We start from the raw sequence: 22,372 nt of genomic DNA on the forward strand, positions 1-22,372 counted from the left end.
TTTTCTCCTTATCGCCGCGCTCCATAGACTGGACGCGTCCCACTGATACGGCCGGTTTGGTCCGCGCCGGAGCGCTTGAATAAGGAGAACGCCTTGAGCCCAGTTCCACCATCCGCATTGCAAGCCGCCGCCGAGCAGCTGCGTCGCGCCGCCGACGCCGGCCAGCCCTGCGCGCCGGTGCGCGGCCTGCTCGGCGAGGGAGACGTCGACGCCGCCTATCAGGTGCAAACGCTGAATGTCCGGCATGCGCAGGCCCAGGGCCGGCGGCTGGTGGGCAGCAAGATCGGCCTGACCTCGGCCGCGGTGCAGCGGCAGCTGGGCGTGGCGCAGCCGGATTTCGGCCGCCTGTTCGCCGACATGGCGGTGTGCGACGGCGAGGAGATCGACAGCCGGCGGCTGCTGCAGCCCAAGATAGAGGCGGAAGTGGCGCTGCTGCTGGGGCGCGATCTGGACCATGACAAACATACGCTGGCCGATCTGTTCCGGGCGGTGGACGCGGTCTTGCCGGCGCTGGAGATCGTGGACAGCCGCATCGCCGGCTGGGATATCCGCATCAGCGACACCATCGCCGACAACGCGTCCAGCGGCCTCTTCGTGCTGGGCAACCGGCCGCGGCGGCTGGCCGACGTCGATCTGCTCGGCTGCGGCATGACGCTGGAGCTGCGCGGCGAGCCGGTCTCGGTGGGCGCCGGCGCGGCCTGTCTCGGCAATCCCTTATTGGCCGCGCTGTGGCTGGCGGACACGATGGCGCGGCGCGGCGAGCCGCTCAAGGCCGGCGACATCGTGCTGACCGGCGCCTTGGGGCCGATGGCGCCGGCGCGCGCCGGCGACGTGTTCACCGCCCGCATTCAGAGCCTGGGCGAGGTGTCGGCCCGCTTCGCCCCACTTCAGGGAGCATCCTCATGAGCCATCCCGCTCGCGTCAAAGCGGCCATCATCGGTTCCGGCAATATCGCTTGCGATCTGATGGTCAAACTACTGCGTCACGGCCAGCAGCTGGAATTGGCCGCCATGATAGGCATCGATCCGGATTCCGACGGCCTGGCCCGCGCGCGCCGCCTGGGCCTGGCCACCAGCCACCAGGGCGTGGAAGGGCTGTTGGCCATGCCCGGCGCCGCCGACATCCGCCTGGTGTTCGACGCCACCTCGGCCGGCGCCCACGCGCGCCACGAACAGCTGCTGCGGCCGCGCGGCGTCCGGGTGATAGACCTGACGCCCGCCGCCATCGGCCCCCATGTGGTGCCGGCGGTGAACCTGGACGCGCACCTGGACGCGCCCAATATCAATATGGTCACCTGCGGCGGCCAGGCCACCATTCCCATCGTGGCCGCGGTGGCCGCGGCGACGCCGGTGTTCTACGGCGAAATCGTCGCCTCCATCGCCAGCAAATCCGCCGGCCCCGGCACGCGCGCCAATATCGACGAATTCACCGAAACCACCGCCCAGGCGATTGTCGGCGTCGGCGGCGCGCGCAGCGGCAAGGCCATCATCATCCTGAACCCGGCGGAGCCGCCGCTGATGATGCGGGACACGGTGTTTTGCCTGACCGCGCCGGCGGACCGGGACGCCATCGCCCGCTCGGTGGCCGCGATGGCGGACAAGGTCAGCGCCTATGTGCCCGGCTACCGGCTGAAGCAGGAGGTGCAGTTCGAGGCGCTGCCGGCGGAAGCGCTGACGGCCTATCCGGAACTGGCGCGGAGCGGCGGGCTCAAGGTGTCCGTCTTCATCGAGGTGGAAGGCGCGGCCCACTATCTGCCGGCCTACGCCGGCAATCTGGACATCATGACATCGGCGGCGATGGCCTGCGGCGAACGCGTCGCCGCCCGCCTGCTGCAAGCCTGAGGAGCCCGGCATGGACAAACTGTATATTTCCGACGTGACCCTGCGCGACGGCTCGCACGCGGTCCGTCACCGTTATTCGCTGGCCCAGGTGCGCGCCATCGCCGCGGCGCTGGACGCGGCCGGGGTGGATTCCATCGAGGTGGCGCACGGCGACGGCTTGGAGGGTTCCAGCTTCAACTACGGCTTCGGCGCCCATAGCGACGTGGAGTGGATCGCCGCGGCGGCCGAATCCGTGCGCAGCAGCAAGATCGCCACCTTGCTGCTGCCCGGCATCGCCACCGTGCGCGCCTTGCGCGAGGCCTACGACGCCGGCGCGCGCATTGCGCGCATCGCCACCCACTGCACCGAGGCCGACATCGCCAGACAGCACATCGGCTACGCGCGGGAACTGGGCATGGACGCCGTCGGCTTTCTGATGATGTCGCACATGACCACGCCGCAGCGGCTGGCCGAACAGGCCAAGCTGATGGAAAGTTACGGCGCCCATTGCGTCTACGTGGTGGATTCCGGCGGCGCTCTGCTGATGCAGCAGGTGCGCGACCGCTTCCGCGCCTTGCGCGACGCGCTGCGGCCGGAGACGGAAACCGGCATCCACGCCCATCACAATCTGTCCCTGGGCGTGGCCAACAGCATTGTGGCGGTGGAAGAAGGCTGCCGCCGCGTCGACGCCTCGCTGGCCGGCCAGGGCGCCGGCGCCGGCAACGCGCCGCTGGAAGTGTTCATCGCCGCCGCCGAGCGCCTGGGCTGGAACCACGGCTGCGAGCTGATCCGGCTGATGGACGCCGCCGACGATCTGGTGCGGCCCACCCAGGACCGCCCGGTGCGGGTGGACCGCGAGACGCTGGCGCTGGGCTACGCCGGCGTCTACTCCAGCTTCCTGCGCCATGCGGAAACGGCGGCGGCGCAATACGGCTTGAAAACCCTGGACATCCTGCTGGAAGTGGGACGCCGCCGCATGGTGGGCGGGCAGGAGGACATGATAGTCGACGTGGCGCTGGACTTGCTCAAGGCCAAAGGAGGCGCGGCATGACGGACTTTGTTCAAAACTGCGCCCGCGAACTGGACATCGCGACCCAAACCGGCGAAGCCGTCGATCAACTGAGCGCGCGGCGGCCTTTCGATCTGGCGCAGGCCTATCGCATCCAGCAGGCCGGCATCGCGCTGCGCCAGCAGCGCGGCGAGCGCGCGCTGGGCTTGAAGCTGGGCTTCACCAGCCGGGCCAAGCGCGTGCAAATGGGCGTGGACGCGCTGATCTGGGGCGAGCTGACCGACGCCATGCAGCTGGCGGACGGAGGCGAACTGGCGCTGGGCCGCCTGATCCATCCGCGGGTGGAGCCTGAAATCGCCTTCATCACCGCGCAGGAGATCTCGCGGCCGCTGTCCCTGGCCGAGGCCGGGCTGGCGCTGGCCGGCGTGGCGCCGGCGCTGGAAATCATCGATTCGCGCTACCGCGACTTCCGTTTCAGCCTGGAGGACGTGGTGGCGGACAACTGCTCATCGTCCCATTTCGTCGTCGGCCCGCTGAGCCCGCCGGACACGCCGCTGGACAATCTGGGCGTGACGCTGCGCTTCAACGGCCGGCCGGTGCAGCTGGGCAGCAGCGCCGCCATCCTGGGCCAGCCGCTGCGCGCGCTGATGGAAGTGTCCGCGCTGCTGCACGCGGAAGGGCGCACGCTGCCGGCCGGCTCCTTGCTGCTGGCCGGCGCGGCCACCGCGGCCGAGCCCTTGCGCGCCGGCTTGCATGTTGGCGTGGAGATCGCCGGCCTGGGCCGCTGCGAGTTTGAAACCGAAGGGAGCGCCTGATGAGCACCCAAGCCACCACCGTCAGCGGCAAGGCCGCGCCGCGCGGTCGCTTTCCGCACTTGAAGCGGGCCGGGGACTTCCTCTTTGTCTCCGGCACCAGTTCGCGGCGGCCGGACAACAGCATCGCCGGCGCCGAGGCCGACGCCATGGGCGCGACGCGGCTGGACATCGCCTTGCAAACCCGGGCGGTGATCGAGAATATCCGCGACATCCTGGCCACGGCCGGCGCCGGGCTGGCCGATGTGGTTGAAATCAGCGCCTATCTGGTGGATATGAACGATTTCGCCGCATACAACCGGGTTTACGCCGACTACTTCGACGAGGAAGGGCCGACGCGGACCACGGTGGCGGTGCATCAGCTGCCGCATCCGCATTTGCGCATTGAGATCAAGGCGATCGCCTACAAGCCGCTTTAAGAACGTATTTACGATCTCGCGGCGAGTAGGTTCTTTTAGGTGTAATCAAGCACAAGAGAAGGAGAGAGGAGATGGAACTGCAATACGGCATGCCGCTCAATCTGCTGGACTGGGCGCAGCGCAACCAGGGTCTGCTCAAGCCGCCGGTGTGCAATGCGGCCGTTTGGTCGGACGGCGACTACATCATCAATATGGTGGGCGGGCCGAATACCCGCACCGATTTTCACGACAACCCCACCGAGGAGATTTTCTACCAGATCCAGGGCAACGCCTATCTGGAGATATGGGACCGCGGGCGCTTCGATCGCATCGAGCTGCGCGAAGGCGACGCCTTCCTGTTGCCGGCCCACGTCATCCACTCGCCGCAACGGCCCGAGCCCGGCCTATGCCTGCTGGTGGAGAAGCCGCGGCCGGTCGGCCAGTACGACAGCCTGCAATGGTACTGCCCGGTCTGCGCCGCCGAGATCTGGCGTTTCTCCAAGCAGCTGGAAAGCCTGGTGGACGATCTGCCCAAGGCCTATCAGCTGTTTTACGCCTTGAGCGAGGACGAGCGCCGCTGCCGCCATTGCGGCACCGTCCACCCCGGCAAGGATTACGCCGCCTGGCACGAGTTGCGGCAGCGCTCCCGTCATTGAGCGTCCGTTCCATGACCGCCGCGTTCCCGCCCTAGCTCGCAAGACGGGAACCGATTCTTGAAGCAAGCTTAATTAACCGAGAAACGCAGCCATGATAGACATCCACTCCCATTTCTTCCCGCGGATCAGCCAGGCCGAGGCGGCCCGGCTGGACCCGCGGCGCGGGCCCTGGCTGGAAACCTCCGGCCGCAACGGGCAGATCATGGTGGGCGAGCAGCCGTTCCGGCCGGTGCACGACGCGCTTTGGGACGGCGCGCGCCGGCTGGCCTGGCTGGACGAGCAGGGCATAGACATCCAGATCATGTGCGCGACGCCGGTGATGTTCGCCTACGCCGCGCCGATAGAGCGCGCCTTGCCGTGGGCGCAGCTGATGAACGACCGCGCGCTAGACATGGCGGCCATCGCGCCGCAACGCTTGAAAGTACTGGCGCAAGTGCCCTTGCAGGACGTGGACGCCGCCTGCCGCGAAGCCAGCCGCGCCCGCGACGCCGGCCACATCGGCGTGCAGATCGGCAACCACGTCGGCGAGCGGGATCTGGACGACGCGGGCCTGCTGACGTTTCTCAGTCATTGCGCGGCCGAGAACATCCCGCTGCTGGTGCATCCATGGGACATGATGGGCGCCGGCGCGCGGATGAAGCGCTGGATGCTGCCCTGGCTGGTGTCGATGCCGGCGGAAACCCAGCTGGCCATCCTGTCGCTCATCCTGTCCGGCGCTTTCGAACGCCTGCCGGCCAGCCTGAAAATCTGCTTCGCCCACGGCGGCGGCAGCTTCGCCTATCTATTGGGCCGGGTGGACAACGCCTGGGAGCAGCGCGACATCGTGCGCGAAGACTGTCCGCGGCGGCCGTCCAGCTATCTGGACCGGTTTTACGTGGATTCCGCGGTGTTCGATCCCGGCGCGCTGCGGCTATTGATCGCCACCATGGGCGCGGAGCGGGTGATGCTGGGCTCGGACGCGCCCTTTCCGCTGGGCGAGCAGACGGTGGGCGGCCTGGTCCGCGAGACGGTGGCGGACGCCGAGGTCCGCCGGCGGCTGTTGGCGGACAATGCGCGGGCCTTCTTCAGTTTATAGGGCGGCTCAACTCAGCAGCCAGCCCAGCAACAAGCCGCCGAACAACAGCCATTTCAGCGCGTAATAGCCGAGGCGGCTCTGCGCCTTGATGCGCTTGCCGAACAGCCGCACCGCCTGCACATAGCGGAACAGGCGGTTGAGCGCGCCGGTGCGGTCCCCGTCCTGATTGGGGGCGCTGGCGGCGCCCAGCAGCAGGCGGCTGAGCTGGCGGTTGAACCAGGCGGCGAGCCGGAAGCGCATCGGCCGTTCGATATCGCAGAACAGGATGATGCGCTGGTGCTTGGTGGCGTTTTCGGCGTGGTGCAAATAGGTTTCGTCGAACAGCACCGCCTCGCCGTCGCGCCAGCTATAGCGCTCGCCGTCCACCTCGATGTAGCAGGCCTCGCTTTGCGGCGTGGACAGGCCCAGGTGGAAGCGCACCGATCCGGCGAAGGGGTCGCGGTGGCGCACCAGGCGGCTGCCCGGCGGCAGGCTGGCGAACATCGCCGCCTTCACCGTGGGAATGCCCTCCAGCAAGGCGGTGGTGTACGGACACAGCTTGGCCGCGGACGGGTGCGGCTGGTCGTACCACTTGAGATAGAAGCGCTTCCAGCCGGTTTTGAAGAAGGAATTGAAGCCCAGATCGTCGTAACGGTCGGAGGCCTTGATCGCGCCGCCGTCGGACAGGGCCAGCGCCTCGGTGCGGATGCGCTGCCAGTTGTCGTTCAGCGTCCGCAATTCCGGAAACTGTTGCAAGGGCAAATAGGGGCGGGCCGGCAAGGTGGAGAACAAGTAGCAGAAGCAGTTGATCGGCGCCATGAAGGTGGAGTGATCGGTCAACTGCCGCCAGAAACCCAGACGTTGGCGGCCGCGATAGTGGATATAGACGGTACAGAGCGCGAAAACGAGGAGGATGGAGAGTTTGATATACGGCATATGGGCTCGCCTGTGCATGGATATGCTCAATTTCAAGCAAATACCGGTTTTGGACGACTGGTAGTTGGGATAGTTTAGCAAAATCCTGCCGCCGCCGCCCCCCGCGGCGGGCCGCGCAAACGGCTGTATCTGGCCGGAAAACAGCCGAAACCGGCTGTGCCGGCCGCCGCATACGGCCGACACCCGCAAGGGGCGCTGCCTAGAATGGTTCGAGCGAGAACGGCCCCGCGCCGTCCCCGGCAATCATTCGCTTGCCGGGCCGCCCGACCAAGGAGCCTGCCCATGCATTTCACCCACGCGATCACCCGTTTGCCGGCCGACACCGTGGCCGGCGGCCTGACCACCGCCGATATCGGCGCGCCGGACCCGGCGCTGACCCGCGCCCAGTTCCGCGACTACGTGGACATTCTGCTGAGCCTGGGCCTGACCGTCAGCACGCTGCCGGCCCAGCCCGATTATCCCGACGCCCATTTCGTTGAAGACACCGCGGTGCTGATGCCGGAACTGGCGGTGCTCACCCAACCCGGCGCGCCGTCCCGCCGCGGCGAGGTGCGCAGCATCGCGCCGCTGGTGTCCCGCTTCCGTCACGCGGTGTGGATGGACGGCGACGCGCGCATGGACGGCGGCGACGTGCTGATGATAGACAAGCGCTTCTTCGTGGGCCTGACCAGCCGCACCAACGAAGCCGGGGTCAGCCAGTTCGCCGCCGCGGTGGAAAAGTTTGGCTATGTTGTCACCGCGGTGGAAGTCAGCGCCGGCCTGCATCTGAAATCCATCGTCAACTACGTGGGCCGCAACACGCTGATCCTGTCCGAAGACCGCGCCGACGATCCGGTATTCCGCGGCTATCAGCAGATCGTGCTGGCCAGGGACGAGGAATACGCCGGCAACACCCTGTGGATCAACGACACCCTGATCACGCCCAGCGGCTACCCGGACACCCTGCGCAAGCTGAAGACGCTGGGCCTGCCCATCATCGAGACCGACACCAGCGAAATCCGCAAAATGGACGGGGGGCTGACCTGCATGTCCCTGCGCTTCTGAAAAACCGTTCCATTCGCCACCGGCCGCAGAGCCGGGAAGATTCAGAACCTGTCGCCGACGCTGAGCCGGCGAGGAACAGGCTCTCAAGGAGAAACCAGATGAAAACCATCAGCATCGCGCTCTTGCTGGCGCTGAGCGCCGGCCCGTCGCTGGCCAAGGACATCAAGCAAATCCGCTGGGGCGTGGACGGCGGCTACCCGCCTTTCGACGTGCTGGCGCCCAACGGCGAGATCACCGGCTTCGATCCGGACATCGCCAAAGCCGTCTGCGCCGAACTCAAGGCCCGCTGCGTCTTCGTCAAGCAGCCGTTCGACAGCATGATAGCCGCGCTCAACGCCAATAAGTTCGACGCCGTCATCGCCTCGCTGAACGTGACGGCGGAGCGGCGGAAGCAGGTGGATTTCAGCGACAAATACTACGCGTCCGCCTCGCAGCTGGTGGCGCGCAAGGGCAGCCCGCTGCGGCCCACGCCGCAGTCGCTGGCCGGCAAGACCGTGGGCGTGCAGTCCGGTTCGGTGCACGAGCAGTACGCCAAGGCCAACTGGGGCGGGGGCAAGGTCAAGATCGTCACCTACGCCAACCAGGACAATGTCTACCTGGACCTGGCCTCCGGCCGCATCGACGCCGCCTTGCAAGACAATATCCAGGCCGAGACCAGCTTTCTACGCACCGAGCGCGGCAAGCAGTTCGCTTTCGCCGGCCCCAAGCTGGGCGAGTCCAATCCGGTGGCCGTCGCGGTGCGCAAGAACGATCCGGAACTGAAGGCGGCGATCAACCGCGCCATCGCCGCCATCCGCGCCAACGGGGTGTACGAGGGGATACGCAAGAAGTACTTCGGCTTCGATATCTACCACTAAGAACCTGTTCAATGTCTGCTGCGCGGCGCGCGCACCGCTTCCATCCCTATCCACCCCCGGCCGGCGCCCGCCGGCCGCTTCCCCAAGGAGGGCGGCCATGGTGGCGTCCTATCTGCCCCTGTTGCTGAGCGGGGCCTGGCTCAGCCTGCGCGTGGCGCTGGCCGCGCTGGGGCTGGCCCTGTTGTTCGGCCTCGCCAACGCCTGCGTCAAGCTGTTCGGGCCGCGCTGGCTGCGGGCGGCGTCCATCGCCTACACCACGGTGATCCGCGGCATTCCGGAACTGGTGATGATGCTGTTGCTGTTCTACGGCGGCGAGAAAGTCTTCAATCTGCTGCTGGCGGCCTTGGGGCTGCCGGCGGTGGAGTTCGACAAATTCCTGGCCGGGGTGCTGACCATAGGCTTCATCTTCGGCGCCTATTACACCGAAACCTTCCGCAGCGCCTTCCTGGCGGTGCCGCGCGGCCAGTTGGAGGCCGGCGTCGCCTACGGCATGCGGCCGTGGCGGCTGTTTCGGCGCATCCTGTTTCCGCAGATGCTGCGCCACGCCTTGCCCGGCATCAACAACAACTGGCTGGCGCTGATGAAGTCGGCGGTGCTGGTCTCGCTGATCGGCCTGGAGGACATGGCCTGGCTCGCCGAGCAGGCCGGCCGCGCCACCCAAATGCCTTTCCTGTTCTATTTCCTGGTCTGCCTGGTCTATTTGCTGTTCACCGCCGCCTCCGGCGGGGTGTTCCGCTGGCTGGGGCTGCGTTACAGCCGCGGCCTGCTTTGAGGGGGAAACGATGACGCTAGACGAAATCCTGCGCGCCTTGCCCAGCTATTTATGGGGAGAGGGCGGCCAATGGAGCGGGCTGGCGCTCACCGCCAAGCTGTTCCTGGTGTCCGGCGGCCTGGGCATGTTGCTGGCGGTGCTGCTGGCGCTGCTCAGGGTCTACGGCCCGGCGCCGCTGCGCTGGGCGGTGGCCGCCTTCAGCTATTTCTTCCGCGGCACGCCCTTGTTCATGCAGCTGATGCTGATCTATTACGGCGTGTCGCAATTCAGCTGGGTGATAGAAGGCTGGCAGGCGGAAGCCCCGTTCTGGCTGCTGTTCCGCGACGCCACCTTCTGCGCCATCCTCGCCTATGTGTTGAACACCGCCGCTTACGCGCAGGAAATCCTGTCCGGCGCGCTCGCCGGCTACCCGCGCGAGGAAATCATGGCGGCGGAGGCCTTCGGCATGTCGCGGGCGCGGGTCATCCGCCGCATCGTCTTGCCCGGCGCGCTGCGGCGCTCGATACCGGTGCTGAGCAATGAAATGGTGTTTTTGCTGCACGCCACCGCCTTATCGTCCACGGTCACGCTCTTGGACGTCACCGGCGTGGCGCGCGCCTTGTACGCGGCCACCTACGCGCCGTTTTTCCCTTTTCTGATGGCGGCGGCGATCTACCTGGGCTGCACCTTCGCGCTGCTGGCGGGCTTTCGTCAGGCGGAACGCCGCTGGCTGAAGTTCCTGCGGCCGCGCTCAGCCTAGCGCGCCGGCGCTGCGCTTGATCTCCTGCAGCTCGGTGATGGTGATGATCTTGTCGATCTTGAAGGCGGCGCTGTTCAGCCATTGCTCGGCCAGCTCGCGGTATTGCTGGATGTCGCGACAGCCGACGCGCACCTGGAAATCGAAGCTGCCGGCCACCAGCCAGGCGTCCAGCACCGCCTCGCTGCGTTGCAGTTCCTTGATGAAGGCCTGCTGCGACAGCGCGTGATCGGCCAGCGCCACCTGGGCCACCACGATGACGGGGTAGGCCGGTTCCGGCAGCTGCACCACGGCGCGGTAGCCGCGGATCACGCCGGCTTTTTCCAGCCGGCGCACGCGCTCCAGGCAGGGCCGAGGCGTCAGATTGACCTGCTCGGACAAACGTTGAAAGGACATGCGGCCGTTGGCTTGCAAAGCGGCGAGGATTTTCAGGTCGATACGGTCCAGGCTGGGTTTCTTGTCGTTCATGGCGGGTTTCAGGATGGATGGGCTGCCTGATGATTTGAGCCTCAGGCGCCGACAGTGTCAAGGCGGCGCGTCCAGCGTGGTTTTGATATTTCAATGACATGGAAAGGGAGGGCGTTTTATGGAGCTCGTCACCCTGGCGTTGCCGCAGGCCAGCATAGGCATGCGGCGCGAACTCTTGAGCCTGCATTACGGCCGGCGCGGCGCCGGGCCCAAGGCCTATTTGCAGGCCAGCCTGCACGCGGACGAACTGCCCGGCATGCTGGTGATCCACCATCTGCGCCGGCTGCTGGACCAGGCCGAAGCGGCCGGCCTGCTGCGCGGCGAAATCGTGCTGGTGCCGGTGGCCAATCCCATCGGGCTGGCCCAGGCGCTGTTGCAGCAGCAGCCCGGGCGTTTCGAACTGCGCAGCGGCGAGAATTTCAACCGCCGCTTCACCGATTTCCACCCGCTGCTGCGCCCCGGCCTGGAAGCCGGCCTTGGCGACGACGCCGCCGCCAATCTGCGGACGGTGCGCGCCCGGATGCGCGCCGCGCTGGACGCGCAAACCCCGGTCACGGAACTGGAGGCGCTGCGCCTTGCCCTGAGCCGGCTGGCGCTGGACAGCGACCTGGTGCTGGACCTGCATTGCGACAGCCAGGCGCTGCTGCACGTGTACGCCGACGCGCCGTTCTGGCCGGCGCTGGAGCCGCTGGCGCGCTATCTGGGCGTGGCCGCGGCGGTCTTGAACGAGGCGCCGGGCGGCACGACTTTCGAGGAATCCTGCGGCCAGAGCTGGTGGCGGCTGGCCGGCGAACTGGGGCCGGCGCATCCGCTGCCGCTGGGCTGCGTGGCCGCCACGGTGGAGCTGCGCGGGCAGGGCGATCTGGACCACGGCCAGGCGCGGCGGGACGCGGAGGCTTTGTACGCCTATCTGCAAAGCCGCGGCCACATCGCCGGCGCCGCGCCGGCCTTGCCGCCGCCGGTGCCCGCGCCGTGGACCTGGCGCGGCATGACCAGCGTGAGCGCGCCCGCGCCCGGCCTGGTGCTGCGCCATTGCGCGGTCGGCGCGGAAGTGGAGCGCGGCCAGCCGCTGCTGGAGCTGATCGACCCGCTGGAAAACCGGGTCGTCCCGGTGCTCAGCCCGGCGGCGGGCCTGCTCTACGTCAGCCACCCGCTGCGCTACGCCCAGGCCGGCATGGAGCTGTGCCGCATTCTGGGCCGGGCCGACGCCGGCGCGCGCGTGTCGCTTGCTTGAACGTTTGCGTCATGTTTCCGGCATGGCCGCAACGCGTACTGTCAGTAGAATGATTTGCCGCCCGCGGGCGGCCATGCGAACCCCCACCCAAGAGCCGCCCACCATGCAAGCCCAAGCCATCGCCGCCGCCGACGCGCCGGCGCAAGAAAACCTGGAGCCCATCTGGCTCCGCGCCAGACAAGGCCAATTGGCCCGCGCCGTCGTGATGGTGCGTCCTCACGATTTCGCCTTCAATGAACAAACCGGCGCCGACAATGTGTTCCAGCACCGGCTGCAACTGCCGCCGGCCCAGGTTACCGCGCGGGCGCTGGCGGAATTCGACGCCATGGCGCAGCGGCTGCGCGACCGCGGCGTCGAAGTGCTGGTGCTGGAAAAAAGTCCGGACGGCTATCCAACCCCGGACGCGGTGTTTCCCAACAACTGGTTCAGCACCAGCGTGGACGGCAGCCTGCACGTCTACCCGATGCACACGCTGAACCGCCGCCGGGAACGGCGGGTGGAGGAGCTGTGCCAATTGCTGCTGAGCCACGGCTACGAGGTGGAGCAAGTGGTGTGGGCCGGCCATCCGCTGGAAGAGGAACTGATCCTGGAAGGCACCGGGGTGATGGTGTTCGACCATCCGCGCAAGCGCGTGTACGCGGCGCGCTCGCAGCGCTGCCATCCGGGCGCGCTCTACCGTTACGCGCGCCGGCGCGGCCTGGAAGCGGTGCACCTGTTCGACACCGTGGACAGCCGCGGCGTGCCCATCTACCACACCAATGTGATGATGAGCGTGGGCGAGGGCTTCGCGGTGATCTGCTCCGAAAGCCTGCACCGGCCGGAGCAGCGGCGGCAAGTGCTGAGCGCGCTGAGCGAGCACCACGAGGTGATCGACATCAGTCTGGCTCAGGTGGAGCGCAGCTTCTGCGGCAATATTCTGCAACTGCGCGGCGCCGGCGGCCAGCCGCTGATCGCGATGTCGGAGCAGGCCTGGAACGGCTTCACGCCGGCGCAGCAAAGAACGCTGGAGCGCCACGGGCAGCCGGTGGTCAACCCCATTCCCACCATAGAGGCGGTGGGCGGCGGCAGCTGCCGCTGCATGCTGGCCGAGCTGTTCCTGCCGCGCGTCCGCTAGCGGCTGCCCCGGCAAGGGCCGGGAACGCGTTCCGTCGCGGCTCGTTCGGGAGGGAGGCTAGGCCGGACAACTCAATCCACGGTTCAGACGCTGCCGCACGGCTCCGGCAGCGTCGCGGCTTTGCGGCAGGTACCGAACGGCCTGAGCGTGTTTAGCGACTACGCGCCTCTTTCATACCAGTCTTTGCTGGCGTTCACGATGCGAACAACCAGCAGCATGGCGGGGACTTCAACCAGCACGCCGACAACAGTGGCCAGCGCCGCTCCGGAATGAAATCCGAACAGGCTGATGGCGGTGGCCACCGATAGTTCAAAGAAGTTGGACGCGCCAATCAAAGCGGACGGGCAGGCCACGCTATGCTTTTCTCCGACGAGCCGGTTGAGCCAGTAGGCCAGGGCGGAGTTAAAGAACACTTGGATCAAAATGGGGACCGCCAGCAAGGCAATGACTAGCGGCTGCTTCAATATCGCTTCGCCCTGAAAGGCGAAGAGCAGAACCAAGGTTGCGAGCAAGGCGGTGATAGACCAAGGGCCAATCTTGCTCATGGCGGCATCGAAAGCCGCCTGCCCCTTGGCTAGCAGCGCCTTGCGCCATAATTGCGCCAGGATGACCGGAATCACGATGTAAAGCACGACCGATACCAGCAGGGTGTCCCATGGCACGGTGATCGCGGAGATGCCGAGCAGGAGGCCGACGAGCGGCGCGAACGCCACAACCATAATGCTATCGTTCAGGGCGACCTGGGACAGCGTGAACAAGGGGTCGCCATTGCTCAGCCGGCTCCACACAAAGACCATGGCGGTGCAGGGCGCGGCGGCCAGCAGGATCAGTCCGGCAATATAACTGTCCAGTTGTTCCGCCGGGAGCATGTCTGCAAATAGGTTGCGAATGAACAGCCAGCCCAGAAACGCCATGGAGAACGGCTTAAGCAGCCAATTCACCACCAGGGTCACGCCAATGCCGCGGACATGATGGCGCACTTCGTGCAGCGCGCCAAAATCGACTTTGACCAGCATGGGAATGATCATCACCCAAATCAGTAAACCGACGGGCAGGTTGACCTGGGCGATTTCCAGCTTGCCGATAGCCTGGAATAGCTGCGGCAGCGTTTGTCCCAGCGCGATTCCCGCGATGATGCAAAGAAAAACCCAGAGGGTCAGGTAGCGTTCAAACCTGCTCATCGACGCCGGGCCGTCCCGGCGAAGAGCGGCGTCGCAAGGGGTAGACAAAACAATTCTCCTTTTTCAAACGTGCGGGCTGATCGGGATTTTGCGATTGCCTTGATCGGGGCAGCCGCTTGGCCGCGCGCTGATGGCTTGCGTGGTCATGGCCGTCATGCCGCCTGGCGCTTTGCCTTCAGGGCAGCAAGCCGCCGATACGATCCAGTTCCGTTTTCAGGCGCGCGGGGTCTTGTTGCAGCTCGGCCAGCGGCAAAGCCAGGAAGGCTTCGATCCGGGTGCGCAGAATGCGGTAGGCCGCCATGAAGGCCGCGTCGATTTCCGCGTCGGAGCCGGTGGCCTGGGCGGGATCTTCCACTCCCCAGTGACTGCGCAGCGTCGGCCCCAGGTAGGCGGGGCAGGTTTCGCCGGCGGCGCCGGCGCAGACGGTGATGACGATGTCGGGGGTGGCTGGCAGATTGTCCCAGGATTTGCTGCGGCAGCCCTCGGCAGCCATCCCTTCGCGCCTCAATAGCGCCAGCGAGCGCGGATGCACTTGCCCTGTGGGTTGGCTGCCCGCGCTCATGGCTTTCCAGCCGGCCGGCGCCAGGTGGTTGAAAACGGCTTCGCCCAGGATGGAGCGGCAGGCGTTTCCGGTGCACAGGAAAAGCACGTTCATGGGGTCAGTTTTCCGTTTCAGTTTTGGATGATGGGGGCAAGGCGGCTTCGGGGCAGCATGAGTCCGCACGCATGTCGACGCATTGCTCCGGATGGCCGGCGCAGCACTCTTCGGTCAAATAGGCGATCAATTCCAGCATCAAGGTCAAATTGGCGCGATAGCGCTGGTAGCGTCCTTCCTGCTCCACCGAAACCAAGCCTGCATGGCTCATGCCCTTGAGGTGAAAGGACACATTGTTGGGAGGAAGGTTGAGCGTGCCGGCGATTTGGCCAGCCACCATGCCTTCCAGTCCTTGCCTGACCAGCAAGCGGTAAATGTCGAGCCGGATGCTGGAAGACAGGGATTCGAAGATTTGGGTCGCGGTTGTGTTTTTCATGGTTCAACTATACAAGAATTATTGAAATAATGTCTAGATCCATTATCATGGCCTGCGTTCCGCTCACCCTTGTGAGGCCGCAACGCGGGGTCCGCACAGGGGGATTGACTCGTTATCTGCAGGAGGCCGCTATGTTCATCCATTCCCCCGATTTGCCCAATGTCCGGGCTGATCTATTTGAAAGCCCATCGTATTCGCCGTTGTCTGCGGTGCCCGCATCCAAGCATGCGCCCCGCTTTTTACTGCTGTACGGCTCGTTGCGCGAGCGTTCATACAGCCGTTTCTTGGCTGAGGAGGCGGGCCGTTTGTTGCTTGCGATGGGGGCGGAGGTCAGGATGTTCGATCCCAAGGGTTTGCCCTTGCCGGATGAGGCTCCGGACAGTCATCCCAAGGTGCAGGAGTTGCGTGAGTTGGTCTTGTGGGCCGAAGGCATGGTGTGGTGTACCCCGGAAAGACATGGGGCGATGACGGGCGTCATGAAGACACAAATCGACTGGATTCCGCTGTCCGCTGGGGCCGTTCGTCCCACTCAGGGCAAGACTTTGGCGGTGCTGGAGGTGTCCGGCGGTTCTCAGTCGTTCAATGCGGTCAACCAACTGCGCATTTTGGGACGCTGGATGAGGATGCTGACCATTCCAAATCAGTCCTCGGTGCCCAAGGCTTTTCTGGAGTTCGACGAGGGAGGCCGGATGAAACCGTCAGCCTACTACGACCGGGTGGTGGATGTGATGGAGGAGTTGATGAAGTTCACACTGTTGACCCGCGATGTTTCTCCCTATCTGACGGATCGTTACAGCGAGCGTAAGGAAAGCGCCGAAGCCTTATCTCTGCGGGTGAGCCAACATAGTATTTAGCCGCCGGGGTGCGGCGGCCCGTAGACTGTTCAAGTAGCCGCCAGACAGGGCGCCGCTGGACGACGCCCTGTTGAGGCTTACTTCACGCTGACGCCGCTGAACTGATAATCGCCAAAGGGGCTGATCTTGAAGCCGTTCACTTCCTTGCGCATCGGTTGATTGATGATGGAGTGGGCGATGGTGGTCCACGGCAGATCGCGCTTGAAGAGGGTTTGCGCCTGCGAGTACAGCTTGGCGCGCTCGGCCTGGTCGTTCAGGGTGCGGGCCTTGATGATCAGCGCGTCGAACTCCTTATTGCAGTAGCGCGAGTAGTTGGAGCCGTTCACCGCCTCGCAGCTGAGCAGCACGCCCAGGAAGTTGTCCGGGCTGGCGTAGTCGCCGGTCCAGCCCATCAGGCCGGCGTCGTGCTCGCCGCGCTTCATCCGCTTCAGGTATTCGCCCCATTCATAGGACACGATCTTGGCCTTGACGCCGATCTTGGCCCAGTCGGACTGGATCATCTCCGCCATCAGTTTGGCGTTGGGGTTGTACGGCCGTTGCACCGGCATTGCCCACAAGCTCAGCTCGAAGCCGTTGGGGTAGCCGGCCTTGGCCAGCAGCGCCTTGGCGGCGGCCACATTATAGGGCGCGTTCTTCAGGCTCTTGTTGTAGGACCACAGCGAGGACGGGAAGGGGTTGCTGGCGGCCTGGCCCTGGCCCTGGTAGACCGCGTCTATGATGGCCTGGCGGTTGATCGCCATGTCCAGCGCCTGGCGCACCTCGCGCTTCTGGAACTGCGGCTTGTCCAGGTTGTAGCTGAGGTAGCCGATATTGAAACCGGGCGCGGTCAGCATTTTCAGCTTGGGATCGGTCTTCATCACCGCCAGATCGCTGGGGCGCGGATAGGACATGATCTGGCACTCGCCGGCCTTCATTTTCTGGTAGCGCACCGAGGGATCGGTGGCGATGGCGAACACCAGATTGTCCACCTTCACCGCGCTCTTGTCCCAGTAAGCCTTGTTGCCGGCGTAGCGGATCTGGGCGTCCTTCTGGTAGCGCTTGAAGATGAAGGGGCCGGTGCCCACCGGTTTCTGATTGATGTCGGCGGCGCGGCCGGCCTTGAGCAGCTGCTCGGCGTATTCGGCGGACAGGATGGAGGCGAAGGGCATGGCGATCTTGATCGCCAGGTCGGCGTCCGGCGCTTTCAAGACGAAGCGCACCGTCTGCGCGTCCACTTTTTCCACGGCGCTGACGTTGCTGGCCAGGCCGGTGTCCACCGCGTAGGGGAATTCCGTGTTGTAGGCTTTGCGGAAGGGGTGGTTCTTGTCGAACATGCGCATGAAGGTGAACACCACGTCGTCGGCGTTGAAGTCGCGCGTCGGCTTGAAATAGTCGGTGGTGTGGAACTTCACGCCCTGGCGCAGCTTGAAGGTGTAGACCTTGCCGTCCGGCGAGGCGCTCCAGGAGGTGGCCAGGCTGGGAATGGCCTTGGTCGAGCCTTTCTCGAAACCCACCAGGCGGTCGAACAGCGCGTGGCCGGCCGCGTCGAAGGTGGTGCCTGAGGTGAACTGGGCGGAGTCGAAGCCGTCCGGGCTGGCTTCGGAGCAGTAGACCAGGGTGCCGGCGGCCTGGACGGAGACGGCGAAAGCGGCGCAGCAGGCCGCGGCCAACAATTGCGGTTGGATCTTTCTCATTGCTATTTCCCTATTTGCAGAGCGGTGAAGGGCGCGGACGCCTTCTTCATGAGTGCTTGGCAGGCCCTTGGGGGCTTTCTATTTGTTCATCTGTCCGATTCCCGCCGTTTTGGCGGCCCGGCATGCGTTTGGGATGCCCGTTTGATGCCGGATTCAAGCGACTAAGGCGGGAACGGAAGACCCTGCCAGCATATAGAATGTTGCCCCGGCGTCAATCGTGCGCTGCGGCGTAAGCGCGCCCGCATTTGAGATTTTCGTTTCGACGAGCTGGGCGCATTTTTAAGAATAATATTTAAAAACAGTTATTTGTGTCAGTTTTCAGGCGTTTCTGCATTGCGGCGGCAGGCATAAGATAGGGAGGCCTGCAAAAGGGCGTTTTTGTTTTCTCTTAAGCCAAGGAGAGCCAAATGCAAGCCAGCACGCAAGAAGCGGTGGTTGTGGTCAAACCCCGCAATCCGCGTCCGGTCCTGGTGCCGGTCCACTTGTAATCGGGTAGGAACGGGGCCGCCGTTTCAGGCGCAAAGCCCTGGGCCGATCCGGATTCCGCGCCGCCGGCTTGCCGGCGGCCGCGCTCATCTTTAAGAGGAGACTCCTTTGTGTCCCATCCGTCCGATCTTCGTTTTTGCCTGAACGGCGATGTGATTTCGCAATCGCCGCTGGTGGTCAAAACCGCCGGCGACGAGGAATTGGAGATTTCCGCAGGCCTTGCCAGCACGGAGGAGGTCAGCGCGCTGATGGCGCGCCTGGCCGGCGGCTGCAGCCAGCGGGACGCGGAGCGCCTCCTGCCGCGCCAGTCCGCCGACGAGGTGCGTCGTTTGCTGGTCAGCCTGGAAAACTACGGCGTGATCCGCCCGCTGGCGCCGGCGCGCGGCAAGACCGGGCTGGAAGTGCTGCTGGAGGTGGAGGACCTGTCCAACCGCCTGCTCTACCAGACGCTGTACCGCAATCCGTTCTGGACCCATTGCCAGAACGCCAGCCAGCCGGGGGATATTCCGGAGCGGGTGTTCCACGGCATGGTGATAGAGAACTATCACTTTTTGTTCCGCGAAAGCTATTTCGACGCGCCGGTGCTGTCCTATGTGCCCAATACCCAGGCGCGGCTGGCGATGAACGCCTTCTTCGCCGAGGAGTACGGCCACGACGAGCTGCTGCTGCAGGCCTTGAACCGCATCGGCATCAGCCGCGAGGACCTGGCGCACGCCGTGCCGCTGCCGCAGACCATGGCGCTGTGCAACGCGCTGGCCTATTGGTCGCACAACGATCCGCTGTTCTTCTTCACCACGCTGGGCATTTTGGAAGGTAAGGACATCCGTCAGGACTCCTTCCTGGACGCCGCTTACCGGCTGGGCGTGGACGCGGATTTCCTGCGCCCGGTGAAGGCGCACTCGGACATCAATCTGAAGGGCGAGCACGGCAGCCTGACCCGCAAGATCTTCGCGCAGATCCCGGTGGTGGATCAGGAAACGGCGCGACGCCTGCTGGCGCAAACCCATTTGTTCGTCGAGCTCTACGACGCTTTCTACAGCGCGGTCTGGCGGCACTATCTGCACGCCGACACCTTGCTGCGCCGCATCGAGCATTATTGAGGAGGCATTATGCACGGCCCCGGCACCCATGATCTGTTTCGTTACCCGGCGCTGCGGCCCGGGGTGGAAATCCAGCCGCAGGACGGCGGCGTGGCCCTGCTGTACCGCGAGCAGTCCTGCGATCTGCAAGTGGCCGACGAAGGGCGGCTGCAATTGCTGGCCCTGCTGGACGATCTGCAGCGCGCGCCGGCCAGCATGTCGGCGCTGCGCGCCGCCCATCCGGAATTGGCGGGGACGATTCCCGGCCTGCTGGAGGAGTTGGACCGCCTGGGCCTGGTGACCGAGGCCAGCTTCGAATTGCCGGACGACGCGCTGTCCGGTTGCGAGTTCAACACCCGGCTGCGCAATCTGGCGCAAAGGGCGATGCGCAAGCGCGGCCATTCCCGGCTGTACGGCATGCTGTCCGACGGCAGCGCGCCGCGCAATGTGCTGATCGGCTACGCGCTGGAGTATTACTACCTGGTGCGCGCGGCGCCGGGCCTGATCGCCTCCGCGCTGTCGCACGCGGACAGCCGGCAGAACCAGCGCAGCATCCAGCGCTTCCTGGTGTCGGAGCTGGATCATGATCAGATGCTGGCCGAGAGCCTGGCCAGCGTGGACATGGAAGTGGAGGGCCTGGACCATCTGCAGCCCCTGCCGTCCACCTTCGCCTTGTGCGCGGCCTTGGGCGTGTTCGCGCGTCAGCATCTGCTGTCGTTCAAGAGCGTGTTGTTTCTGTTCGAAATGCCCGGCGACGAGTTCAACCGCGCGCTGGTGCGCTGTTGCGAACGCGCCGGACTGGACAAGGGCTTCTGGGAGCCGCTGCTGCGCCACGCCTACCTCAACGATACGCTGGGGCACGACGACATCACCTCCGAACTGCTGCAGGACATCAGCGCCATCAGTCGCGAGGAGCAGCTGGTGGTGGAGAAAAACCTGGTGCTGACCATAGAAACCATGGCGCTGCAGGACGAGGAAATCGTCGATTACTACAGCCGGCCGGACGCCTTGATGCCGCGGCTCTATTTGTAATCCCCCGCAGTAGTCCTCGAGACGGCAGCCAAGGAGAGAACGATGGAAGCCTGGCAAGTCACCCATTATCGCGCGCCCCACCTGGTGCCCTTCAGCGCCCATCTGGCCGACGACGGCCAGACCGTGGTGCTGGCGGCGGACGCCAAGGAGTATGAAATCCAGTTTTCCGGCGTGGACGGCGGCCGGGTGCTGGACAGCGTGCTGGCGATGGCCAATCCGGACGCGGAAATCTGGTTCGACATCCACGCCGGATCGGCGCCGTCCTGGCAGCTGTCGCTGGCGGAACAGCTGGACGCGCTGTCGCTGATCCGCGACGCGCCGGCGGACCCGGCGGCGCTGGAGCGGCAGCGCCGGCAGTGGGAGGCGCTGAGCCGCCGCTGCGTGGACAAGCTGTTGGCGGCCACCGCCGGCGCGGCGCGCGGCGCTTACGCGCCGGTGGTGCTGAACATGCTGCGCCTGCTGGACGAGCCGGCGCCGCAGGCCGACGCCTTTTGCATAGACGAGGCGGGCGCGCCGGAGTGGCGCGACAATTTCGCGCTGCAAACCTTCTATCTGCAAAAGCTGTACCTGGCCGACAATCTGCCGCAGGCGCTGACGCTGTGGCGGCGGGTGCTCAACGGCTTCGCCGACGGGGCCGGCTTCGTCGGGCTCAGCCGCCGCGAGGCCGGCGCGGCGGAGATGCCGGCCAGCGAGGGCTTTTACTGCCCGGCGCATCTGGAGGCCTATGCGCTGTGCCTGGTGGATCTGCTGCTGCTGGCGCCCAAGCCCGAGGCGCGGCGGCGGCTCCTCTGCCGCGAGCCGGCCTCGGCGGTGGACAGCGGCGTCAACTTCATGCGCCGCGCCGAGCAGTTTGCGCTGGACGGCCTGGCCGAGCTGGGCGAATCGCGCTATGTGCGCAGGGTGAACGCCGACGACGCCGGCTTCGGCCCCCTGGTGCAAGGCCTGTTCATCGAGCAATACCACGTCACCCAGCGCTTCGTGGAAATCATCGCGCCGCTGATGACCAAGCGGCTGCGCAGCCCGCTGAAGCAACGGGTCTACCGTTATTTCCAGGAGGAGCTGGGCCACGAAGTCTACGAGCGCGCCACCTGCGAAGCGCTGGGCGTGCCGCCGGCCTGGCTGGACCAGGCGCTGCCGCTGCCCTTGTTCCAGGCCTATGTCGACGCCTTCACCGTGCTGGGCCGTTACGACCCCATCGGCTATCTGAGCTCCATCATGGTCACCGAGGGCATGTTGGGCGTGGATAATCCGGTGCACGAGCGGCTGGAGTCGCTGGTGGAGTTCCGCGCCGATTACCAGCGCGTGGCCAAGCGCCACGACGATTTGAATCTGGAGCTCAACCACGCCGCCTTGTCCCGGCTGTTCTTCCGCGAAATCAGCGCCTTGTCGCCGCGGACGCAGCAGCGCGCAGAGGCCAATCTGGCGTACCTGCTGGAGCTCAATCTGCGGGCGATGGACCAGGTGGCGGACTTCTACGGTCCGCAGGCGCAGCTGGCCGTCTGCTCGCTGGACGGCTATGCCGTCGCCGGCTGAACGCGCGGCGACGCAAGCCGCCTACGCCGCCAGCGTCAATCCGGCCTGGCTGGAAACGCTGAAGCAGTGCGGGCTGGACGCCCGGCCGCTGGAGGCGGAGGGCGCTTGGCTGCGGCTGGAGGACGGCCGGCGCTGGCTGGACTTCGTCGCCGGCTACGGCGCGGCGGCGCTGGGACATCGCCCGCGGGCGCTGCTGTCCGGCCTGGCGGAAGACCTGTTCGATCCGGCGCCCAATCTGCATCCGCTGGGCTTTTCCGGCCTGGCCGGCGATCTGGCCGCGGCGCTGCTGACGCTGGCCGGCTTCGCCGACGGCAAGGCCCTGTTCGCCAGCACCGGCGCGGAGGCGGTGGAGGGCGCGCTGAAGCTGGCGCGGATGGCCGGCGGCCGGCGGCGCGCCTTGAGTTTCGACGGCGGCTTTCACGGGCTGACCCTGGAAGCCACCGAACTGGCCGGCGGCGATTTCTGGCGGCAGGGCCTGCCGCGGCGCGAGGACTGCGCGGTCTTGCCCTGGGGCGATCTGGCCGCGGCGGCGGCGGAGCTGGCGCGCGACGACATCACCATCAACGCGGTGATGCCGGGCAATGTGCTGACCG

24 protein-coding genes are annotated in these 22,372 nt (G+C 65.8%); 18 read left to right on the forward strand and 6 right to left on the reverse strand.

Going from position 1 to position 22,372, the window contains the following annotated elements; genetic code table 11:
* The first annotated feature begins 93 nt into the window (after positions 1 to 93).
* From NK214_RS02020 to NK214_RS02050, 7 genes are all read left to right on the forward strand, one after another.
* Positions 94 to 906, forward strand: coding sequence for a 2-keto-4-pentenoate hydratase (locus NK214_RS02020; protein WP_253313665.1), 813 nt, complete (start codon positions 94 to 96; stop codon positions 904 to 906).
* A complete protein-coding gene (locus tag NK214_RS02025) occupies positions 903 to 1,841 on the forward strand; it encodes an acetaldehyde dehydrogenase (acetylating) (RefSeq protein ID WP_253313666.1) in 939 nt (312 codons plus the stop codon). Before NK214_RS02020 ends, NK214_RS02025 begins: the two co-directional genes overlap by 4 nt.
* Before the next feature lie 10 nt (positions 1,842 to 1,851).
* Complete coding sequence (gene dmpG / locus NK214_RS02030) at positions 1,852 to 2,871, forward strand: 4-hydroxy-2-oxovalerate aldolase (protein ID WP_235088524.1); 1,020 nt, start codon at positions 1,852 to 1,854, stop codon at positions 2,869 to 2,871.
* Positions 2,868 to 3,644, forward strand: coding sequence for a 2-keto-4-pentenoate hydratase (locus tag NK214_RS02035; protein ID WP_253313667.1), 777 nt, complete (start codon positions 2,868 to 2,870; stop codon positions 3,642 to 3,644). The genes dmpG and NK214_RS02035 overlap by 4 nt, the downstream gene beginning before the upstream one ends.
* Positions 3,644 to 4,060 (forward strand): RidA family protein, encoded by a 417-nt coding sequence (locus NK214_RS02040; RefSeq protein ID WP_227103231.1) that lies wholly within the window; start codon positions 3,644 to 3,646, stop codon positions 4,058 to 4,060. The genes NK214_RS02035 and NK214_RS02040 overlap by 1 nt, the downstream gene beginning before the upstream one ends.
* A 71-nt stretch (positions 4,061 to 4,131) precedes the next feature.
* The gene (gene nbaC / locus NK214_RS02045) at positions 4,132 to 4,695 is read left to right on the forward strand and encodes a 3-hydroxyanthranilate 3,4-dioxygenase (protein WP_107798933.1); all 564 of its coding nucleotides are present in this window, start codon (positions 4,132 to 4,134) and stop codon (positions 4,693 to 4,695) included.
* Between the two features lie 91 nt (positions 4,696 to 4,786).
* Positions 4,787 to 5,770 carry an amidohydrolase family protein gene (locus tag NK214_RS02050; RefSeq protein WP_235088526.1) on the forward strand — a complete coding sequence of 328 codons (984 nt, stop codon included), beginning with the start codon at positions 4,787 to 4,789 and terminating at the stop codon, positions 5,768 to 5,770.
* 6 nt (positions 5,771 to 5,776) lie between these two features.
* Here NK214_RS02050 and NK214_RS02055 read toward each other — a convergent pair whose 3' ends face one another.
* Complete coding sequence (locus tag NK214_RS02055) at positions 5,777 to 6,685, reverse strand: aspartyl/asparaginyl beta-hydroxylase domain-containing protein (RefSeq protein WP_227103227.1); 909 nt, start codon at positions 6,683 to 6,685, stop codon at positions 5,777 to 5,779.
* A gap of 282 nt (positions 6,686 to 6,967) precedes the next feature.
* Here NK214_RS02055 and NK214_RS02060 point away from each other — a divergent pair, with 282 nt between their 5' ends.
* The 4 genes from NK214_RS02060 to NK214_RS02075 all read left to right on the forward strand — a co-directional run bounded on the left by NK214_RS02060 (position 6,968) and on the right by NK214_RS02075 (position 10,097).
* Entirely contained in the window at positions 6,968 to 7,729 is a 762-nt protein-coding gene (locus NK214_RS02060) for a dimethylarginine dimethylaminohydrolase family protein (protein WP_107798935.1), read from the forward strand.
* Between the two features lie 98 nt (positions 7,730 to 7,827).
* The gene (locus tag NK214_RS02065) at positions 7,828 to 8,586 is read left to right on the forward strand and encodes a transporter substrate-binding domain-containing protein (RefSeq protein WP_253313668.1); all 759 of its coding nucleotides are present in this window, start codon (positions 7,828 to 7,830) and stop codon (positions 8,584 to 8,586) included.
* Positions 8,587 to 8,683: 97 nt separating this feature from the next.
* Complete coding sequence (locus NK214_RS02070) at positions 8,684 to 9,358, forward strand: ABC transporter permease (RefSeq protein WP_235088533.1); 675 nt, start codon at positions 8,684 to 8,686, stop codon at positions 9,356 to 9,358.
* A 10-nt stretch (positions 9,359 to 9,368) separates the two neighbouring features.
* Positions 9,369 to 10,097 carry an ABC transporter permease gene (locus NK214_RS02075; protein WP_253313669.1) on the forward strand — a complete coding sequence of 243 codons (729 nt, stop codon included), beginning with the start codon at positions 9,369 to 9,371 and terminating at the stop codon, positions 10,095 to 10,097.
* Here the strand turns inward: NK214_RS02075 and NK214_RS25065 are convergent.
* Complete coding sequence (locus NK214_RS25065) at positions 10,089 to 10,562, reverse strand: Lrp/AsnC family transcriptional regulator (protein ID WP_305883538.1); 474 nt, start codon at positions 10,560 to 10,562, stop codon at positions 10,089 to 10,091. The genes NK214_RS02075 and NK214_RS25065 overlap by 9 nt on opposite strands.
* 118 nt (positions 10,563 to 10,680) lie before the next feature.
* Between NK214_RS25065 and NK214_RS02090 the strand changes: the two genes are divergently transcribed.
* Entirely contained in the window at positions 10,681 to 11,796 is a 1,116-nt protein-coding gene (locus NK214_RS02090; protein ID WP_253313670.1) for a succinylglutamate desuccinylase/aspartoacylase family protein, read from the forward strand.
* 73 nt (positions 11,797 to 11,869) lie between these two features.
* The gene (locus tag NK214_RS02095; protein WP_253313671.1) at positions 11,870 to 12,910 is read left to right on the forward strand and encodes an arginine deiminase-related protein; all 1,041 of its coding nucleotides are present in this window, start codon (positions 11,870 to 11,872) and stop codon (positions 12,908 to 12,910) included.
* A 158-nt stretch (positions 12,911 to 13,068) separates the two neighbouring features.
* On the opposite strand, the gene arsB is transcribed toward NK214_RS02095, so the two are convergent.
* The 3 genes from arsB to NK214_RS02110 all read right to left on the reverse strand — a co-directional run bounded on the left by arsB (position 13,069) and on the right by NK214_RS02110 (position 15,122).
* On the reverse strand, positions 13,069 to 14,091 hold the full coding sequence (arsB, locus tag NK214_RS02100; protein ID WP_227108586.1) for an ACR3 family arsenite efflux transporter: 1,023 nt from the start codon (positions 14,089 to 14,091) through the stop codon (positions 13,069 to 13,071).
* A 175-nt stretch (positions 14,092 to 14,266) separates the two neighbouring features.
* Positions 14,267 to 14,746, reverse strand: a complete 480-nt coding sequence (locus NK214_RS02105) for an arsenate reductase ArsC (protein ID WP_227103214.1) — start codon at positions 14,744 to 14,746, stop codon at positions 14,267 to 14,269.
* Between the two features lie 4 nt (positions 14,747 to 14,750).
* Positions 14,751 to 15,122, reverse strand: coding sequence for a helix-turn-helix transcriptional regulator (locus tag NK214_RS02110; protein ID WP_227103213.1), 372 nt, complete (start codon positions 15,120 to 15,122; stop codon positions 14,751 to 14,753).
* 131 nt (positions 15,123 to 15,253) lie between these two features.
* Here NK214_RS02110 and arsH point away from each other — a divergent pair, with 131 nt between their 5' ends.
* Positions 15,254 to 15,976: an arsenical resistance protein ArsH gene (gene arsH / locus NK214_RS02115; RefSeq protein WP_227103211.1), complete on the forward strand. Its 723-nt coding sequence runs from the start codon at positions 15,254 to 15,256 to the stop codon at positions 15,974 to 15,976.
* 77 nt (positions 15,977 to 16,053) lie between these two features.
* On the opposite strand, the gene NK214_RS02120 is transcribed toward arsH, so the two are convergent.
* Entirely contained in the window at positions 16,054 to 17,649 is a 1,596-nt protein-coding gene (locus NK214_RS02120) for an ABC transporter substrate-binding protein (protein WP_107799037.1), read from the reverse strand.
* A gap of 596 nt (positions 17,650 to 18,245) precedes the next feature.
* Between NK214_RS02120 and NK214_RS02125 the strand changes: the two genes are divergently transcribed.
* The 4 genes from NK214_RS02125 to NK214_RS02140 all read left to right on the forward strand — a co-directional run.
* Positions 18,246 to 19,235: an iron-containing redox enzyme family protein gene (locus NK214_RS02125; protein ID WP_199225850.1), complete on the forward strand. Its 990-nt coding sequence runs from the start codon at positions 18,246 to 18,248 to the stop codon at positions 19,233 to 19,235.
* Positions 19,236 to 19,244: 9 nt separating this feature from the next.
* Positions 19,245 to 20,246 (forward strand): hypothetical protein, encoded by a 1,002-nt coding sequence (locus tag NK214_RS02130; RefSeq protein WP_107799038.1) that lies wholly within the window; start codon positions 19,245 to 19,247, stop codon positions 20,244 to 20,246.
* 42 nt (positions 20,247 to 20,288) lie between these two features.
* A complete protein-coding gene (locus NK214_RS02135; RefSeq protein WP_227103209.1) occupies positions 20,289 to 21,779 on the forward strand; it encodes a hypothetical protein in 1,491 nt (496 codons plus the stop codon).
* The coding region (locus NK214_RS02140) for an aminotransferase class III-fold pyridoxal phosphate-dependent enzyme (RefSeq protein WP_253313672.1) at positions 21,763 to 22,372 on the forward strand (610 nt) is incomplete at its 3' end. The genes NK214_RS02135 and NK214_RS02140, both read left to right, overlap by 17 nt.

It is taken from the genome of Chromobacterium sp. S0633 (assembly GCF_024158805.1).
GTDB lineage: Bacteria > Pseudomonadota > Gammaproteobacteria > Burkholderiales > Chromobacteriaceae > Chromobacterium.